The following is an 18911-nucleotide window of genomic DNA, read 5'->3' as shown; positions in this document are numbered from 1 at the left end:
GCTTTGCACCCTAGCTGTTTCGGAGTAGCTGTGACATCACCAGTCTCCTTGTCAGATTTTGGTGCAGGTTAGGGGATATATCACCAAGCCCATCTGGATTTCGATATTTTTTAAGCTAAACAGACCCATGCCAACAGGCAAGCTCAAGACTTTATCACTAGGCTTCAGTCTGCGTGGTTTCACATCACCCAGCATAAACGGGTAACTTTTTTCTCAACACGGTACTTATCAGTGATGATACCCGCTAAAACATATTGATGGAGCTGACGGGAGTCGAACCCGTGTCCGCCCTAGCTACTCACCGACTGCTCATTCACAGGCTTAGCCTTTCTGACCCTCAGGCAGGAACTGTTCCTTATCCCGAACAGTAGGATGCTCTGGTAGAGTCTTTGCTAAACAGGCCACCAGAGAGAACTGCTTAGCGCATCCGTTGGGGTTAACCCGCTGTCCTTAACGGAGTCAGACAACGAGTGCTCGAACCGTTTTAGAGGTCTTAGGCTACCGCAGCAGCTTTACGAGCGAAAGGAACGATGTTGTTCGCAGTTACTTTTTGGTTTGGACTCTGGATTAACGAGAGATAGTCCACTCTCGACCTGTATCACAGCCTAACTTTCACTAGAACGTCGAAGCCGTTTCAGCCCCATGATTACACTTACCACTAATCTAGCTTATTTTTTTGGAATTGACGACAGGGGACATTCTCAATTCCTATTCAATTGATCGCCGGCCAACTGTTTTCGCCTTCGGGCGCGGTACTGGTGGAGCAACCTCTAACTGGCGTTCCAGTTGTTTTTTTGGTTCAAAGTACGCCTGCCACAGGGCTGGAGCATCAAGCGTGTCGCCCCCATGGCAGGTGAGGCGCTGACGCACCCGACACAGCACGGGTGTATTGACGCAGGCACCGGAAATAATCACTTGTCCTTTGCTGAGGGCGGGTAACTCCTTGAGGAGGTCTCTGCCTGCGGCTTCAACGCCATGCTTCAGGCTCTCTTGATCCACGGGGTTAATAATTCGCAAAATAAATTGGCTCATGCACTGCGAGAGAACATCGCTATCCAACTTGCCCGGACGCTGGGTAATGAGCCCAACCCCAACCCCAAACTTACGGCCTTCACTCAGGATAGTGCGCAGTACCTGTTTGCACTGCGAAGGCTCATGGGCAGGAGCAAAGCGATGGGCTTCTTCGATCAGGATGAATACAGGGTACGGCAGGTATTGCTCATCGCCTTTGGACGAGCGCCCTTTGTGGGTATTGATGCGGGCATGGTTGGTTTGCCGCAGAATAGCAGTGGCAATCACCTGTTGCTCTTCGAGGGGAATTTCATTCATCTGCAGAACCGTAATTTGCCCCGGCACAAAAAGGCGTTGCGGTGGCAGGTGTTCGTAGGCATGGAAATAGTCAGAGCGCTCCATTTTCTCTAGTTTCCATGCCAGTGCTGGCGCGGAGGAGCCTTGCTGGGTGTTCCCGTCCTCATCAACGCTGCGATCTACGCTATAGACTGCCTCAATTAAGTCAGCGATACCCCACCGATCATTAGTAAAGCGTCTGCGCACCTCATCGTAGGCGCGTCTAAGGATAGCTTGCTGGCGATCGCTCATCTGGGGCAGCAGGGTCAAAATATCGTAAAACTCGAGGGAGGAGACACGAATTTTAATGTTTTCTGGGGTAATAATTTCTACCTTGGGCTGGTAGCCATCCTCCCCCGAAATGCTGAGTGCCCCTGAATAGCGCTGAGGGTATGGTATTCACCGTGGGGGTCAAAAATGAGCACTGCCGCCCGATTTTTCGGCAGGAGTAACTCTTCAAGGAGTACGCCTGCGGTGTAGGATTTACCAGACCCTGTGCCTGCCAAAATAGCCATGTGAGTGCTCACCAGTTCCTTAACATCCAAGCTGATGGGCACCGCGCCTTCATCCCGCAGCAGCAGCGAGCCGATATGAGCCGATCCAGGGGCATGCATGGGTTTTTTGTTGAGCACCTGCTGGAGCCATTCATCCTCAGCACGATAGACCTTTGCCCCCGGGGGAGGGAGGCGGCGCAGGTTACTAAAGCCCAAAATTGGGTCAAAGTAGCCCATCACTTCTACGGTGATTTCGTAGAGTTCGGCGGGTTCGCAGGTAAAGCCAATTAAGGCGGCGATCGCCCCAGGGTCAAGCTCGTAGTCAGCAAACATCCGATCCGGTAAATGCTCAATGAGGCAACAGGTACTAATTTTGCCTAGGACTTGCCGCACCACAGGCACGGCTGCATTGCCATCGTCAATACTGTAAAAAACGAATTCACCGATGCGCACCGGACGAGCATCTGCCGTAATAAACACGTATTCGTTGCCGGACTCCCCCGGACCTTTGACAATTCCAACAATTTGAGGGCAATTGGCCATCGAGATGTCATCCTGCTGTTGGTCACGCTAACAGCTTAGTTTTTGGGTTTGATCCTACACTCAGGGTAAGGGATCTGCAACATGTTGCAGTAGGTGCTTGAATCCACGACCACAATGGCAAGTACCCTTTTGGGTTTGGGGTATGACGGGTAGTTCAAAATTGCCAAATCGCTATAAAACGTTGATGCTCCAGATTTAGCGCTGAAATTGTTAACAATCGATGCATTCAGCACAAACCCCTCAAGCCAAAGGGTCAGGCTTCGCTGTGGCGTTAATCTGGGGTTATACTCAGGCTAGTTGCGGATGGGTATTGAGGTTTCATGGCCAGGTGGCTCTATCGTCCGAGTTATGCTTAATCAATAGCTAAATGCCAGCAAATTAAGCAACGTAACTGAAAATTGTCAAAGTTCCTGAACCCATAACCTGACCGCTTGATCAGCTTCAATTTATTGTTAATACCTTCAACAACACCACTATTTGTGTGATTATCAAAATAGGCGGTGATCTCGCCCTTGGCGACTGCTTGGTAAAAGTTAATGAGGTGCGGATTTGAGTCCGCAAGCAACGCCTTCCTAGGCCGCACATTAAAGACCACGACGCCTGATCCCATGAATGGTTCAATCCAGCGACCGTCAAAATCGGCAGGGATGATGGCCTTTATCCAAGGAACGAGTTTAGTCTTGATTCCTTGACACTTTATCGGGGGCACTAGCACTCGATGAATGCTCATGGTTGATTGTTCCTTGGGACGATAAGTGATGGATCGCCGCCACGATATTTCACAAAATCAACAAGCGACGTGATCCTCTTGGTTTTCCCATCTGGGCCTTTGACGATAATCTTTCCAAAATTCATCCAGTAATCGTCAAACCACTCCTCACCGAGCTTAGCGAACATGCCGTTGCCTGAAAGGATGTCCTCAATGGGCTGGATGCTATCGATATTGGCTGTGTTTCGTCAATAATGGCTCCATCAGCGCGATCATAGATAATGCCCAAGCAAAAATGGCCGGAATAGCTTCCATAAGGGAATTGAATGTTCTTCGTGCTTGTTCGGTTCTGAAAGTATTCACCATGTGAACCAAGAGTGAATCCATTACAGAGCCAAGGTTTGCCGGGAATACGGTAGGTAGTCTTGAAGTCAACGGCAAAGCGAACGGCTTCATCATGCTTTGAGACAAATGATATATCCGGGTAGTAATTCTGCTGCTCAGCGAGAACGATGGCAAAGTCATGCTCATCAGCAAAAGCAATAATTCTCGGGAAAAGGTGGATCTCGAGGATTTTGGAAACAATTTTGGTGTCGGACGAGATTGTATAAACGTTCCTAAAGGCGTCGATAAATCCCTTGACTGACCACTGCCCATCCTCTGTGCTCACGTGCCCTGTGAGAGTATTCGCAAACTCTTTCAAGGCATTCTCGAATTCCGCTTTCATCATCGCTGGTGATCTCTTATAGGAGTGATGTGGGCGGGCTAAAACCCCTCCGCTTTAGCGAGGGGATACAGCCAACTCAGGGGGCTTTAGCCCTCTCTATGTGTTAAACTAGAGACGTGGAAAGTAGGCGTATCAACTACGCGAAGAAACATCCTAGTACGGAGAAATCCCGGCAAGTAAGTCACTACCGCTTTGGCGGCAAGCCTAAACCACTGCAAGCAATGGCAGGATGTTGAGCGTATCGAATTGGCTAGTGTTGAAAAGCGCGAAACCACGAACCGAAACATAAACGTAGTCCCAATAGCAGAAATGCTTGAGGTGAGTAGGGGGTCTTTGACTGCCCCCACCCGCATTAAGTTGTGGGTGACAGCTCAAGGGAAAAGCGAAGCAACGCGGCTTCAGCCCGTTGCGTAGCATCCTTTGGGAATCCCCTCTCTTTCAAAGAGGGGAGAAGTCAAGGCTAACCACCTTTTGGAGAGCTGTTCTAAGACTCGATGGGGCGATCGCCGCTCAGGCAAGGTGTAATTGTAAGACGGAGCGAGGCGCACGCCGTACCCGCGCCCGAATGGTGGCTAACCCCAAGCGTTGGCAGGCTTCATAGCGGTGGCAACCAGAAAACCCATAGTACTGCCCTTCCACTTCCAAAACATCAATTGGCTCCTGCTGGCCAATCTCGGCAATGGAGGCCATCAGAGCTTCCACTTTGGCAGGATCCGTCTGGCGGATCAGCGGACGACGAATGGCATTCAGGGGCAAGTCTAAAATTTGCATTGGCTTAATCAAACTCGTTATGAGTTTATTTTAGCAGTCTCTAGGACGGTTGCCTAGCTATGGCGCAGCGATCACCTGTATTCGCTGTGGATCCCCAAACCGAGGGGGTGCGGCATGGCCTTGAAACTCTGCGCCTCGTTCTTGGCTAGGTTGCAGGGTTTGGCTAAGGTGTTGAACGTAGCGATCTTGACCGTGGCGGAACCCCCACAAATTACCACCGCCATTGAAGAGGGCAAAACAAACCGTGCCGTACTTCGCGGTGGGTAACACGCCAGCAAGGGCGCTAACGTTCCATAGAGACCCTGTCTTAATCAGCGTTGCTGCAGGGAGTTGGCGATTCTCTAGGGTGCCGCCATCCCGTCCCGCCATGGGTAAAATATCGGCAAGGCTGTAGTTTTTGGCGGCCAGTTCCTGTTGCAAGCTAAAAAGCATTCCGCAGGCGGCGCGGGGCGAGATACGATTTTCTACCCCTAAGCCAGAGCCATTGATGAGTTGAATTTCTTGGGGCGGCACCTGAGCCTTGGCAGCAGCAATCTGGGCAACGGTGGCTGCCCCTCCGGCAAGTTTAGCAAGAGTGTCCGCAATGTCATTATTGCTGTAAATATTCATCTGGCGCACAATTTCTAGCAGCGGCAGGGAGCGGTGCTCAAGACGAAGGGTCACGTTGGCGGGCGGACTAGCTTGAATGCGGGTTGTGCCAGCAATCGCTAACTGGGGGCGAGGTTGACCGTGTAGATGCGCCCTGTAAGCGGCTTGGGCGTCAGCAGGCCAACGCTGGTGATCAAGGGCAATCTTGAACAGATCAGCCGCAGTGCTTGGCTCTGGGTAAAAGTTCATGCTGAAGGGGGGCACGATCACCAGATTTCCGTTGATTCTGCGAATGCCTAGGCGATTCAACCCTTGAGCGATCGCCATCGCCTCTTCCCAGACAAATAGAGGATCATTGCCCCCGATAACCACTAGATCGCCATTGAGGGTGCCATTGCTCAGGGTGCCTGTGGTGCCAATACGGGTTACAAATTGATAGTCAGCGGGATGATTTGCTAGCACTGCTAAGCTGGTGGCAACTTTGGTAATGGAGGCCGCCGGTAAGGGGCGATCGCCTTGGTGATCAATAAGCAACTGATGAGCGGTTTGCACCCAGACTCCCTGATCCGTTATCGGAAAGCCCTGCTGAGCAATTCCTTGCAAGTAGCGATCGCTATACTGTTGCAGTGCCACTTCCGTCGGAAACAGCACAGGACGGATGTGCTCAACCCCCACGCCCCCGGCGTACCAAGCAATTATGGCCAGTAAATCTAACATCGGTTCCCTAGTTTGCCGCTAACTGCCACCAGCCAAAACTCGGACCAATGAAGCGAACGGTTAACCAAATAACCACCAACAGGCCAATCCCCACCCATGTGCCGCGAGTCAGCCACGTTTGTAGCAGCACCAGTTGCTCTTTCTGGAACCAACGACTTTTTTCCTTACCGTAATTTTCTCCTAGGGTGTCCTTACGCCGTTTTGCCTCACCCATCGGTGCCTCCTTGTTCAGCCTCTTTGGCTTCCCATCCTACCTTACTCCCCGTCTCCTACGGCAAAGGATAAAGGCGGTGGCTGCCCCTTGGGATCCTCTAGCTTCAGGGAAATTAGCCCTGCACAAAGGACAAACACCATCGACACCCATAGGCACCCCACTAACCCCCATACTTGATACACCCAACCGGAGAGGACTGTGCCCGCTAGCCGCCCCCCTGAGTTGGCCATATAGTAAAAGCCCACGTTCAACGCAACTTTTTCATCGTCGGTGTAAGCCAACACCAGATAGGAGTGTACGGCGGAGTTTATGGCAAAAATAAGGCCAAACAGCAATAGCCCACCAATAATGACGGCGTTCGGATCCCAGCCACTCAGAAGTCCAAGGGCAATGACTCCAGGGACAAGTGTTAGGGCAAACGTCCAAAATTGAATGGTTGAGGCTTGGGGCGATCGCCCCCGATTCAGGTAGCGCAGTAAGATGGGTGCCGAAGACTGAACGGCACCATAACCAATGACCCACAGCGCCAAAAACCCCCCCACCTGATAAAAAGACCACCCCAGTTCACTTTGCAGGAACACGGGCAAACCCACCACAAACCAGACATCCCGCGCCCCAAACAGAAAAAAGCGTGCCGCCGACAAAATATTGATGGCTCTACTTTTAGAAAACAGTTGCCGAAATTTGATTTTCTTTTTGATTTGTCCCATCCCCCGCGGTAGCAGCAACCCGCTTAGGAGAATGAACATCAAGGCGATCGCCATAATCCACAGGGCAGGGGCAAAGCCCACCACTGTCAACAGCACACTACCCACAAAAAAGCCCACCCCTTTAAGGGCATTTTTGGATCCCGTTAAAACCGCAACCCACTTAAACAGCCGCGACTCCGCCTCTTGGGGCACCACCAAGCGAATCGCGCTCTTGGAACTCATCTTTGTTAAATCCTTGGCAACCCCTGAAAGAGCTTGAGCCGCCATAACGTAAGGAATAGCAAACCATAGCGGCCAGGCTTGGGTCAGGGGGGTCAGCAAGACCAGCGCCACCACCTGTAGGCCAATCCCCGCGTACAGGGTTACATTTAAGCCTAAGCGAGAGCCAATCCAGCCCCCCAAAAAATTCGTGACAATGCCGAAGATTTCATAAAACAAAAACAGAAAGGCAATTTCCAGTGGGGTGTAGCCAATCTGGTTAAAGTAGAGCAACACAAGCATCCGTAGTGCGCCATCGGTGATCGTGAACCCCCAGTAGGCAAGGGTAACAATCATGTAATTGCGCACACTGGTGGAAGCGGCCATGCCAGTTCTCCTGATCCTTAGGGAAGGGTTGTCGCCACTAAGCGAGCGAGTTCAGCCATGCGGTTACTGTAGCCCCACTCATTGTCGTACCACGCCAGAATTTTCACCTGTGTGTCATCGACGACAAGGGTTGAGGGGGCATCAATAATACTGGAGCGGGGATCGTTGCAGTAGTCAATAGATACAAGGGGGCGCTCTTCGTAGCCGAGGATACCCTTCAGGTCACCGGCTGCTGCCGTCTTTAGGAATGTGTTCACCTCAGCAACCGTCGTGGCACGGCTGACTTCAAACACACAGTCGGTTAGGGAGGCGTTCAACAAGGGAACCCGTACCGCCAAACCGTTCAGCTTCCCTTGCAACTCAGGATAAATCAGGCCAATGGCGGTGGCGGAGCCAGTGGTGGTGGGCACCAAGGACATCAGGCTAGAGCGAGCGCGACGTAAGTCTTTGTGGGGGGCATCGACAACGGTTTGCGTATTCGTGACATTATGAATTGTGGTAATTAAGCCGTGACGAATCCCCAAGGCTTCGTGAATGACCTTGACCACAGGCGCGAGACAGTTGGTGGTGCAGGAGGCCGCCGTGAGTAAATGATGGGTATGCGGATCATAAAGATGATCGTTGACCCCCATGACAATGTTGAGCGCTTCCTCTTTAACGGGCGCGGCCACAATGACTTTTTTCACCCCTGCGGCAAAATAGGGGGCTAACTGCTTGGGGGTGCGAAACTTACCAGAACACTCCAGCACAATCTCTACACCGTAATCGCCCCAAGGAACATCCTCTGGATGCTTCGCCTCAGAAAAGGTGATCGATTGATCCGCAATGGCGATCGCCCCCTCCGTGGGATGAATCGCCTGTGGCCAACGACCATGAACCGAATCAAATTCCAGCAAATGTGCGGCTGCCGTTGTGCCCCCCTGAATCTCATTAATGTGGCGGAACTCCAGTTCAGGCCAAGCCCATGCGGCTCGCAACACTAAGCGGCCAATACGTCCAAAGCCGTTAATGCCGATGCCAATACCCATTGTGGCTGCTCCAGCAGGTCATTCCTACGTTATTTCAACTTATCTTGAATTGTCAATGCCCACCAATAGCCTTGAGCCTTTGGGGATTCTAAGGGCAGAAGACAAAACAGCTAGCCCTCACCGTAGGATACTGAAAGAGCGCTGGGTTCAGGCGAAGTAGGAATGAAATGGCAATTCTGGATTGATCGCGGGGGCACATTTACCGATATTGTAGCGCGGCACCCCAACGGCCAAATTCTGGTTCATAAGCTCCTATCAGACAATCCAGAGCACTACCGGGATGCAGCGGTGGCCGGCATTCGCTCTTTGATGGGGCTACAGGCCAGTGACCCCATACCGGCAGAGACGGTTGAGATCGTTAAACTGGGCACCACGGTTGCCACCAATGCCCTGCTGGAGCGCACCGGAGAGCCAACAGTACTTGTAATTACCGAAGGGTTTGGCGATGCCTTAGCTATTGGCTACCAACAGCGTCCGGATCTCTTTGCCCTTGCGATTCAACAGCCTGAGCCACTCTATGCTGAGGTCATTGAAGTCAGAGAGCGCCTGAGTGCCAGCGGCGAGGTATTAGTCCCCCTTGATGTGGCCGCATTGGAGCCGCAATTGCGATCTTGCTATGCCAAAGGCATCCGCAGTTGTGCCATTGTCTTGGTGCATGGCTATCGCTACCCCCGCCATGAGATGCAAATTGCTGAGCTGGCTCGCGCCATTGGTTTCACTCAGGTATCGGTGTCCCACGAAGTCAGTGGCTTAATCAAACTGGTCAGCCGTGGGGATACCACCGTTGTCGATGCCTATTTGTCCCCTGTACTCCACCGCTACCTTGCAGGGGTTCAGGCTGAATTAGGGGAGATTCCCCTCTACTGTATGCAGTCCAATGGCGGCGTGGTGGCGGCCTCCTTTTTTCGCGGTAAAGATAGCTTACTCTCAGGGCCTGCGGGCGGGATGGTGGGTGTGGTGCAAACCGCCTTGGCCGCCGGTATTGAGCGGTTGATTGGTCTGGATATGGGGGGGACATCTACCGATGTATGTCACTACCGCCACAGCCAGACGACCCCTTGGCCAGAGTATGAACGCTGGGAAGAAGCCAGTATCGCTGGTGTACGGGTGCGATCGCCCCTGTTAGCGGTGCATACTGTCGCAGCAGGGGGAGGGTCGATTCTGCGCTTTCACGGGGGACGCTACCAAGTGGGGCCAGCCTCTGCGGGGGCAAACCCCGGGCCTGCTGCCTATCGCCGCGGTGGACCACTAACCATCACCGATGCCAATGTTTTGCTAGGGAAGATTCAACCTGACTATTTTCCGTCAGTGTTTGGCGTGGATGGTCAACAACCCCTTGATCACAAGACGGTGATCCACAAATTTGGCGAGCTTGCCACCACGATCGCCAAGGCCACGGGAGAGCAGGTACCACCGGAAGCAGTGGCCACTGGCTTTATTGCGGTTGCCGTTCATACCATGGCGCAGGCAATCAAAAAAATTTCCTTAGAGCAGGGGCACGATGTACGGGAATACACCCTCTGCTGTTTTGGTGGTGCTGGCGGCCAACATGCCTGCCTCATTGCCGAGGTTTTGGGGATGCCACAAGTCTATATCCACCCGTATGCGGGGGTGCTTTCCGCTTACGGCATTGGCCAAGCAGAGCTACGGGTACTCAAAGAGCAAACCATTGAACGCCCTTTAACCCCAGAGACGGTGTCCCACCTTGCAGCAACGATTGAACAACTCCGGCAACAGGCACTAGGGGATTTAGTGACTCAAGGGGTGAGTGCACAAAGTGTGCAAACCCATGTTCGCGCGGGGCTAGGGTATGAGGGCACGGACTCGACCCTGTGGATTCCGTGGGACGATGTCACCACCATGACGGCAGCCTTTACTCAGGCACATCAGGATCGCTATGGCTTTGTGTTAGCGGGGCGATCGCTTCGGATAGGCCAAATTGCCGTTGAAGCCGTAGCGTGTCAGCCACCCCCAGCGGTAACGGACTCCCGACCCTACGTCAGCTCACAGCCCTTGGCCACCGTGCGTGTCTATAGTCAGGGGCAGTGGCATCTGGCGCCAGTGTACCAGCGGCAGGCACTCCCTAGCAATACAGTCATCCAAGGGGTAGCCCTCATTCTGGATGGGACAGGCACAAATGTAGTAGAGGCAGGGTGGCAGGCTAAAGTTGACCCCCAAGGCGGCCTCTGGTTATCTCCTATGGCCGCCCCAACAGTACCCCAACCACGGCAGCGGCCAACCGTTGCCGATCCGGTACAGCTAGCCATCTTTCAGCAGCTTTTTCGCGCCATTGCCGAGCAGATGGGGGTCACCCTGCAACACACCAGTGTCTCGGTCAACATCAAAGAACGCTTAGACTTTTCCTGTGCCCTTTTTGACCATCAGGGCAACCTCGTGGCCAATGCTCCCCACATCCCTGTTCACCTTGGCTCCATGGGGGAAAGTGTCAAGGCACTGCTGGCAGAGAAGGGCGATACCCTGCGCCCAGGTCAGGTGTTTGCCACGAACAATCCCTACCGCGGCGGCACTCACCTCCCTGATATTACCGTAATCACCCCTGTCTTTTTGCCTAGGGAAACACGCCCCGCATTCTTTGTGGCCTCGCGGGGGCACCATGCGGATATTGGTGGTATTAGTCCGGGGTCAATGCCCGCCAACAGCACGACGATTGCTGAAGAAGGGGCACTGCTGGATAACGTCCTCCTTGTAGATCAAGGGGTGTTTCAGACGCTGGCCATCAGCCAATGTTTAACGGCAACACCCTACCCTGTCCGACATCTCCAGCAAAACCTAGCAGATTTACAAGCACAAGTTGCCGCCAATCAGCGCGGCATGCAGGAGCTACGCAGCCTCTGCGATCGCTATGGCCGGGAGGTGGTGGTTGCTTATATGCAATTCACCCAAGACAATGCTGCTGAGTGCGTGCGCCAGTGTTTGCGATCGCTGGCCAGCGGAACGTTTCGGACAGACATGGACAACGGTAGTTGCCTTCAGGTACAGATCACCATTGACCCTGAGCAAGGAACTGCGCTTCTCGACTTCAGCGGCACCTCACCCCAACGCAGCGACAACTTTAACGCCCCCCTCGCCATCACTAAGGCGGTGGCGCTCTACGTCTTTCGTACCCTTGTCCAAGAGGATATTCCCCTTAATGAAGGGTGTTTACGACCCATTACCCTGCGTATTCCAACCGGGTGCCTGCTTAACCCCACCTACCCTGCTGCGGTTGTAGCTGGGAACGTCGAAACCTCCCAAGCCCTTGCCAACCTTCTCTATGGCGCACTGGGGGTCATGGCAGCCTCTCAGGGCACCATGAACAACCTGAGTTTTGGCAATGACCGCTATCAATACTACGAAACCCTCTGTGGTGGTGCAGGGGCAGGAGCCACCTTTGAGGGGGCTAGCACCGTGCAAACCCACATGACCAACTCACGGCTGACGGATGTTGAAGTTCTTGAAAGCCGCTATCCAGTCATCATTTGGGAATTTCGTCGTCGCTCGGGGAGTGGTGGGAAGGGGAGGCACCGGGGGGGCGATGGCGCAGTGCGAGTTCTCGAGTTTCGCGAAGCCATGACCGTTAGCCTTCTGAGCCAGTCACGCCGCATTCCACCCTTCGGCTTAGCTGGTGGGGAAGCCGGGGCAACGGGGCAAAATCAGTTACTGCCCCTCAACCAGCCTCCTCAAACGTTGCCAGGAACAGTGACTATTCAAGTGCAGCCGGGCGATCGCCTGCGAGTGGCTACCCCCGGTGGTGGTGGCTTCGGGATCTAGTCGGGATCTGTGGGCTGACCATTACTGCTGACCTGCTTGAGATGAATATGCTTACGCCCAAGGCTAATTTCAAACTCATCCCCAGGTTTCAGATTCATTTGCTTCGTATAGGCAGAACCAATCAGCAAGTTGCCATTGGCTTGTACCGTAATCCGATAGCTGGCACTACGGCCACCCCGACTACCACTCCGCCCGCTCTTACTGTCAAGATTCATCCCCAACGCTTCGAGCAAGGCATTAGTAAATTTCATCTTGCTGATCCGCTCAGCACCACTTTGAGTAACCGTGTAGTAGCCACAGGCTTTTGCCTTTTCTGCCTTAGAAAGATGTTCGAGTTCTTTGACTTTGTCTAGTAAAGCAGCACCCGTGAGAGGTTCTACTCGTTTTCGTCCCATTTTAACCTACCTTATCAACCGTTAAATGCTGTCCCTCATTGACGACTTAGATAGTTGATTGTCGATCAGATGACAGCCAACTCAATAATAGTGAGCCTATTATTTAGATAACCATAACTGCTTTAAAAATTCAAGTTCTTACGTAGAGTAACGACATTTTATCACCTTTTAGGTTGTGATACTATTTCAGAAATGTTTGGCATATTTTCTGCCTAAAAGATATATGGCCTTAACCTAGGCCAGCCGTTTCCTCAATGAAGTCATAGTAATCCTATCTCTATACCATGTTCCGTAGTAGCCAACAAGACAGCGCAGGTTAATTTTTAATAGTTAGCTTAAACGACCGGGGTTATAGCACAGTTCCGTGAACAAAAAGCAGGGAGTAGTATCGATCCCAGCGGCGGGTCGTGGCATCCTCCTTTATCTGACGAGCGAGAATCTCCCGTGCTCTTGAGGTAGCAACGAGAACGAGCCTAACATGATGCTTGGTATTAACAACAAGAGCGGCTTGACCATGTTTACACCCTAACTTCCTTACTGGCTGAAAAAAGAAGATGACCTCTAGGGTCCCAATGAGGTTAATGCTGTGCCTCTACAGCAAAGCATGACGCATCTAATAACGTTTTCACCGACAAAGCGCCCTAAAGCCCCTGCCTTGAGACATGGGGATATAAGGTGCTGAAATGTTGTAAAATCTAGGGTGTATCGTAGGACATACGGAAACATCTCCAATAAAGAGTAAACGACTAGAGAGACAAGCACCTCTGCTAATGCAAAGCAAGTTGAGTTTGTAAGTGCGGCCACTGAACCAGTAATCCTAAAGGACAACCTTAGGGGAATCTCCTAGCCTTAGCTACGGGCAATATGTTAAACACAGCGTAAAGTATCCCAAGGATGCCAACTCCAAAACAAAGCACCATACCTGCATTGGGCTAGCACTTAGGGTGCATGGCGTGGATGCCAACTGGCTCCTGATATCTGAACCCGCCGGTCAATCTGTTTCACCCAAGACTCAACACCCAGTACCTATCCCTGCATGTGGACGGCTCCGCAACGTCTTGGTACGCCCTACCCCACTAACGCCTACGAAAACGCTGTTGGCCAAGCTCACCCCTATCGTGCCACTACTGCTGCTGCGTTTAACTCATGGCAGCGTAGCTCTGCCCATCGCAGTGTTCTCCTCAATTAAGGGATATGCCAATCCATGACATGGCAAGCGATTGGCATTGGCATTTACAGAGGCTATGCAGTGGTATGGTTTGGCGATGCTCTTGACCCTGCGGTACAGATGGAACCTTAAGATCTCGCTGAAAAGCCTTAAATCTGTTGCTGGGGTTACGAAACAGTTAGGGATAAATTTGCTAAATTAGCATCCAATTCCAGTGAAATACCCTTGGGAGAGGACACTTAACCCTCTCTTTATGATGGGATTGGGACACCGCTGATGAACAGTTCGTCTCATGGGCGGTAAACATTCACAAGAAAGTTACCTGTTGCTTGTTACTGTTTACTCCTCTCCTAATGTGGGGCAATGGCTTATGTTTGTGCATATCGAAATTATTGAGAGCAACCCCCACCTCCGATCTCTCCTAGGCTGGCATTTACAGCAGGTTGGCCATACCGTTCACTTGGCCAGTGGGTGTCAGCAGGGGCAAGAGGTCTTTCAACAGCGCCATCCCGATCTTGTTGTCCTAGACCTCGACTTAAATGAAGGGAATGGCCTTGATCTGTGCCGCTGGCTTCACTATCAGCAGCAGGCCATTATCTTAGTACTTTCGGCTCACGGCGATGAAACAGATGTTGTGGCCGCCTTGCGCTCAGGTGCCGATGACTATCTTGCCAAGCCGTTTGGGATGCAGGAGTTTTTAGCCCGGGTCGAAGTCCTCACGCGCCGTAGCCGTCCGTTTTTACCTAGCGTTCTGAATCTAGGTGAGTTGCAAGTGGATTTGGTGCAACGACGAGTTGTTGTCCGGAATATGCCGGTCGATCTAACACCCCAAGAGTTTAGTTTGCTCTATGTGCTCACGCAAATGGGAGGCACACCCCTCAGTCGTCAAGAACTCCTGCGCAGGGCATGGCCCGAAAGTATTGATAACCCACGCACTGTCGATACGCATATTCTATCTTTACGCAAAAAAATAGAGCTTGATCCCCAGCAACCGCGTCTCATTCAAACGGTACGCAATGTGGGCTATCGTCTGCACCTCGAACCCGTGAACGGTCGCCACAGGCACAATGGGGTGAAACCCCACCAACGTCCAGCACAGTCCCGTTCCTCCCATGTGTTGGTCTAGAGGGTTTGCTAGGATTGGGGATTGAGTGGAGCACGAGCAAGATTTCATGACAACTGCACCGCCATCCCCGGCCGCCTCGTCTTGGATACTCCAGCCAAACGGGTTGCTCGATCTGTATCGCCAGCAGCAGTGGGATGCCCTCTCAGAGGAGTTTTTGCAGTTGCTGGATTTTTTTAGGCAGACAACCTATCTAAGCCTAGATCCGCAGCAGCAGTATGCCATTGATGCCTTTGTAAACTACTCCCAGCTAAAGCAGGGAGCTTTTAGTAGCCCTGCAGTGAAACACTTTCTTTATCTCTTTAGCCAAGAGGATTACATTATTGGCGATCGCTATGTGGAGCCATTTTTGGCAGCAGCAGGGTTAATTTCCAATCTTGTGGCCATCTCCCACTTCAAAACAACGGATCCCTACCTTGCCCTGCTCGAGCAGCAAAAAAATAATTTCGTGAAGCTGCTAACGCTTTACTCTGCTCGCAATTCACCACGATATAGCGTCAAAGCATTATTTGACATCTCTCCAGCTATTGCTAGCCAGTGGTATTGTCACTTTTTTAACAGCTACTATTCCCTGTGCGCCAACGATGTTGCCTACCGTCACTTGCAATCACACATGGCAGCCTTTGACGATCGCCTCGATACCTTGGTGAATTTTCACCACATGAATTTTGCCGTCACCTACATTAATGCTGAGGGCGATCGCCTACCTCATTGCCCACCACCCCACCTTACAAGCAGACCCCAGCTGTGAACCGATTCTGATTTCCTAGCCACAATGTCTCAAGCTTTTGCATGGTTAGAACCCGCCTTAGGTGCACTTCAGCGAGCCCACTGGTGGCGGCAGCCAAGAGCCAGTAGTGCACCGGCTGCCCTTGTGACCCTCGAAGATGGGGGGCAGCCACTAATTAACTTTTGCAGTAATGATTACCTCGGCTTAGCCACTCATCCAGCCGTCAAAGCTGCTGCCATTCAAGCTATTCAGGAGTGGGGCACTGGTGCAACAGGCTCCCGCTTACTCAGTGGTGAGCGCCCTTTGCACGCAGAGCTTGAAAGCGCGATCGCCCATTGGAAAGGCACCGAAGCCGCCCTTGTCTTTAGCTCCGGCACCGCCGCCAATATCGGTACCATTGCCGCTCTAGTGGATCCACGGGATCTCATTCTTGCAGATAGCTATAATCACGCTTGTCTTAAAAAAGGAGCACGCCTAAGCCGGGCAACCTACTACGAGTACCGCCACAATGATGTAGAACAGTTGCGGCATTACTTAAAAAAATACCGTCACCAGTACCGCCGTTGCCTGATTCTCAGCGACGGAGTGTTCAGTATGGATGGGGATGTTGCCCCACTGCCAGACATCCGTCAGCTTGGGGCAGAATTTACTGCCATGGTGTTGGTGGATGATGCCCACGGCACAGGCGTATTAGGGGCAACGGGGGCAGGCACCCTAGAAGCCCTAGGCCAGTCCAACACTGGGGTGATTCAGATGGGAACCCTCAGTAAAGCGCTGGGGAGCTTAGGGGGGTATATCGCAGGCGATCAGTCCCTCATTACCTACCTCCGCCACCGCGCCAGTACGTGGGTTTATAGTACTGGCCTCTCCCCCGCTGATACCGCCGCTGCCTTAGCTGCGATTCAGATGGTGCAATCTGAACCCCAACACCGCCAAGCTCTACACGATCGCATTCAGCAGTTGGCCATAGGACTGGCTAAGGGGGGAGTGCAGGTACTGCCTCGTTCCGTGCCGACCCCCATTTTTTGCCTCCCTGCCCCTGATGTGGCCACCGTCCAAGCATGGGGACAGCAGTTACAGGCTCAGGGCTGTTGGGTGGCTGCTGTCCGTCCGCCCACCGTGCCCTACAGTCGGCTGCGGATTACCCTGCGTGCCGATCACACACCGCAGCACATTGACCAATTATTGACGGCATTACTGTCGCTGCACATCTAATGAAGAATTAAATAAAATTCGCAAGCAAGCGGGTGTATTAGATCGAGGCAGCAAGTTTATTTTATTGAGGAATGATCCAGATTTAATGCTAGAAGAAACGGTCAAATTAGAGCAGCTTTTGCAACGCTCAAAGCGATTAGAAAAAGCGTACCGATGGAAACAAGAATTGTGTGGAATTGATGAGAAGTTGTTGATAATTGAGGAAGGGAAGCATCGAATTCAAGAATGGCTATATCAGACAGGAGCCGTTTGTAATCCAGCAATCATAATGATTGGGAACCCTTTAGATGGAATTATAAACTACTTTAGAAACCGCACTACGAGCGGATTAACGGCGGGAATCAATAATCGTATTAAGTTGATTAAACGACAAGCGCATAGCTTTGTAAACTTCAACAATTTTCGAGAAAGGTTATTAGTTTGCTTCTCTAAGTTAGTAATAGTTATCACCATACTAACGGGAGAGCTATTTTCATAAACAATTGAGGGCTTGGAGATGAGTGCTAAAATAGATGCCTAAAATAGACCCAGAGCAGCGGGGTAGTCTATGCATGATTACTGAGATATTGGCAGCACTGGATCGGGGTAACTATCAGCAGGCAGAGCAGCTCCTAGGGCAACTTCCTGCGGAGGATCCGCGGGTGTTGCTCTGTCAAGGACGGTTGTACCTCAAGACCGATCGCCTCGCCGAAGCAGAAACAACGTTTCGGAACCTGCTGCGACTGAATTGTGGCCCTAAGCTCACCCAAGCCGCACGGCAAGGGTTGCAGACGATTGAGCAGGTGCGGCAGCAGCAGCGACAGCAGGCGATCGCCCAAGCCCATGCAGTAGTCGGCGTTGAAGAACAGGGGGTACTGGTACTGGAAGGCGTTGCCAATCCAGAGGCGAAGGCTCCCCTAGCGCGTCATCTGGCAAGCATTCTAAAAATTGATCCCTATGCCGCCCGCTTGTTAATTCCCACCCGCGGATGGCGGTTGATCCGCTGCGGTAATTTTGCAGAGCTGATGGTATATCGGCAAGAGCTACAGGCCGTGGGCTTGCCGTTGTTTTGTGTCCCCATGGCGGCATTAACCCAGACCCCTGTCCTTGAAGTTCGCTATTTTCAAGCACTTTCCCCCCAGCCTCAGGTGGTGTGTACCAGTGCCCTGCATCCCCAGCCCTTTACACTGACCTTTCAGTGGGCAGAGGTCACGCAGCGGGTGGAGGGGCTACTGCCAATTTTTGAGCTGGTGTTTGATCGCGATCGCCAAGGCAAAGTCAGCCGCAAACAGCAAATCCAAGATCACGCCCAGTGCTGTGACCTACACTTAACCGAAAAAAACCAGATTCTGCGCTTTTATCGCGGCGGCTATCAGTTTAATCAGGGGCTTGATCTAGGAACCCTTGATATTGCGACAGCACCAGAAATCGAACTGGATCACCATACATCTTGGGCAAAATGGCGGCAGTTGTCTAGTCTATGGCAGCATAACTGTGGCGATCGCCCCGTCTGGAACGACTTTAGTAGCTTTGCTGAAACAGCTCTCGAATTTAGCGAGTTGCTCAGTAAAATTCCCCCCATCTCAACCTCTTTCGCCGTGAAGATAGCCCTTGGGATGCTGCTTTCATGCTGTATAGTAGTTTAGCCTTTCACCGCCCGCCTCCCTAATCAGCCGTCCCCACAACCGTTAAGCTATAAGTACACTCCCCGTTCTGAGTTTGTTGTGCTCCATCGACTCAAACAAGCGATTAAAAATGACTTAATTGCTGGCCTGCTAGTGGTTATTCCCCTAGCAACTACAATCTGGTTGTCAATTTCAGTATCCAGTTGGGTGTTAGCTACTCACACGGATTCCCAAGCACATCAACCCCTTCAAAACATGGCACCCCTTACCGAAAACGCTGTAAAGCCCCTGCCTTCAGGCATGGGGATATAAGGCGCATGTTGTGTTATCGAAAATTTTAGGCCTAAAAACTCGTCTTTTAGAGTGATTTTAGTTTAAACTAAAACCAGAGGTAAGGGTAATCAACCTCTCTAAAAACCCAATAGCCTAACGGCTAGAAAACAACCTAAGTTTTTTTGGTTGGTTTAACAGT

The 18911-nt window shown here is 52.0% G+C and carries 13 protein-coding genes, 1 other RNA gene and 5 pseudogenes; 8 read left to right on the top strand and 11 right to left on the bottom strand.

Annotation, left to right across the window (positions count from 1 at the left end; all coding sequences use genetic code 11):
• Positions 1-255 precede the first annotated feature (255 nt).
• The 10 genes and pseudogenes from ssrA to BRW62_RS07610 form a co-directional block, all read right to left on the bottom strand.
• Positions 256-642, bottom strand: a transfer-messenger RNA (tmRNA) gene (gene ssrA / locus BRW62_RS07650).
• A 66-nt stretch (positions 643-708) separates the two neighbouring features.
• Positions 709-2384: pseudogene (locus BRW62_RS15215) on the bottom strand (ATP-binding protein).
• 352 nt (positions 2385-2736) lie between these two features.
• A pseudogene (locus BRW62_RS15210) lies at positions 2737-2895 on the bottom strand (transposase); the annotation flags it as partial.
• Between the two features lie 24 nt (positions 2896-2919).
• A pseudogene (locus tag BRW62_RS15205) lies at positions 2920-3114 on the bottom strand (DNA adenine methylase); the annotation flags it as partial.
• Positions 3111-3823 (bottom strand): annotated as a pseudogene (locus BRW62_RS07635) (type II restriction endonuclease). The pseudogenes BRW62_RS07635 and BRW62_RS15205, both read right to left, overlap by 4 nt.
• Before the next feature lie 507 nt (positions 3824-4330).
• Positions 4331-4591 carry a ParB N-terminal domain-containing protein gene (locus tag BRW62_RS07630; RefSeq protein ID WP_099799882.1) on the bottom strand — a complete coding sequence of 87 codons (261 nt, stop codon included), beginning with the start codon at positions 4589-4591 and terminating at the stop codon, positions 4331-4333.
• Between the two features lie 57 nt (positions 4592-4648).
• Positions 4649-5896, bottom strand: a complete 1248-nt coding sequence (locus BRW62_RS07625; RefSeq protein ID WP_099798950.1) for a D-alanyl-D-alanine carboxypeptidase — start codon at positions 5894-5896, stop codon at positions 4649-4651.
• A gap of 7 nt (positions 5897-5903) precedes the next feature.
• On the bottom strand, positions 5904-6110 hold the full coding sequence (locus BRW62_RS07620) for a DUF2839 domain-containing protein (protein ID WP_099798949.1): 207 nt from the start codon (positions 6108-6110) through the stop codon (positions 5904-5906).
• A 41-nt stretch (positions 6111-6151) separates the two neighbouring features.
• A complete protein-coding gene (arsJ, locus tag BRW62_RS07615) occupies positions 6152-7405 on the bottom strand; it encodes an organoarsenical effux MFS transporter ArsJ (protein ID WP_099798948.1) in 1254 nt (417 codons plus the stop codon).
• Positions 7406-7422: 17 nt separating this feature from the next.
• Entirely contained in the window at positions 7423-8433 is a 1011-nt protein-coding gene (locus tag BRW62_RS07610; RefSeq protein WP_099798947.1) for an ArsJ-associated glyceraldehyde-3-phosphate dehydrogenase, read from the bottom strand.
• 162 nt (positions 8434-8595) lie between these two features.
• Here BRW62_RS07610 and BRW62_RS07605 point away from each other — a divergent pair, with 162 nt between their 5' ends.
• A complete protein-coding gene (locus tag BRW62_RS07605; RefSeq protein WP_198405933.1) occupies positions 8596-12204 on the top strand; it encodes a hydantoinase B/oxoprolinase family protein in 3609 nt (1202 codons plus the stop codon).
• On the opposite strand, the gene BRW62_RS07600 is transcribed toward BRW62_RS07605, so the two are convergent.
• Positions 12201-12599, bottom strand: coding sequence for an AbrB family transcriptional regulator (locus tag BRW62_RS07600; protein WP_099798945.1), 399 nt, complete (start codon positions 12597-12599; stop codon positions 12201-12203). The two genes, BRW62_RS07605 and BRW62_RS07600, sit on opposite strands and share 4 nt — an antisense overlap.
• Positions 12600-13635: 1036 nt before the next feature.
• Here BRW62_RS07600 and BRW62_RS13075 point away from each other — a divergent pair.
• From BRW62_RS13075 to BRW62_RS15505, 7 genes and pseudogenes are all read left to right on the top strand, one after another.
• On the top strand, positions 13636-13788 hold the full coding sequence (locus BRW62_RS13075) for a hypothetical protein (protein ID WP_157768339.1): 153 nt from the start codon (positions 13636-13638) through the stop codon (positions 13786-13788).
• Positions 13789-14137: 349 nt separating this feature from the next.
• Positions 14138-14893, top strand: coding sequence for a response regulator transcription factor (locus BRW62_RS07595; protein WP_099799881.1), 756 nt, complete (start codon positions 14138-14140; stop codon positions 14891-14893).
• Between the two features lie 46 nt (positions 14894-14939).
• Positions 14940-15641 (top strand): hypothetical protein, encoded by a 702-nt coding sequence (locus BRW62_RS07590; RefSeq protein WP_157768338.1) that lies wholly within the window; start codon positions 14940-14942, stop codon positions 15639-15641.
• 24 nt (positions 15642-15665) lie between these two features.
• Positions 15666-16835 carry an 8-amino-7-oxononanoate synthase gene (gene bioF / locus BRW62_RS07585; protein WP_099798943.1) on the top strand — a complete coding sequence of 390 codons (1170 nt, stop codon included), beginning with the start codon at positions 15666-15668 and terminating at the stop codon, positions 16833-16835.
• 16 nt (positions 16836-16851) lie between these two features.
• Complete coding sequence (locus tag BRW62_RS07580; RefSeq protein ID WP_099798942.1) at positions 16852-17313, top strand: transposase; 462 nt, start codon at positions 16852-16854, stop codon at positions 17311-17313.
• A gap of 73 nt (positions 17314-17386) precedes the next feature.
• Entirely contained in the window at positions 17387-18460 is a 1074-nt protein-coding gene (locus BRW62_RS07575; RefSeq protein WP_198405932.1) for a tetratricopeptide repeat protein, read from the top strand.
• A 78-nt stretch (positions 18461-18538) separates the two neighbouring features.
• Positions 18539-18707, top strand: a pseudogene (locus tag BRW62_RS15505) (DUF502 domain-containing protein); the annotation flags it as partial.
• Between the last annotated feature and the right edge of the window lie 204 nt (positions 18708-18911).

The sequence above is a fragment of the Thermostichus lividus PCC 6715 genome (genome assembly GCF_002754935.1).
In the GTDB taxonomy this organism is placed as follows: Bacteria; Cyanobacteriota; Cyanobacteriia; order Thermosynechococcales; family Thermosynechococcaceae; genus Thermosynechococcus; species Thermosynechococcus lividus.
The sequence above is the reverse complement of the archived record's forward strand: the minus strand, read 5'-3'. Positions and strand labels throughout refer to the sequence as shown.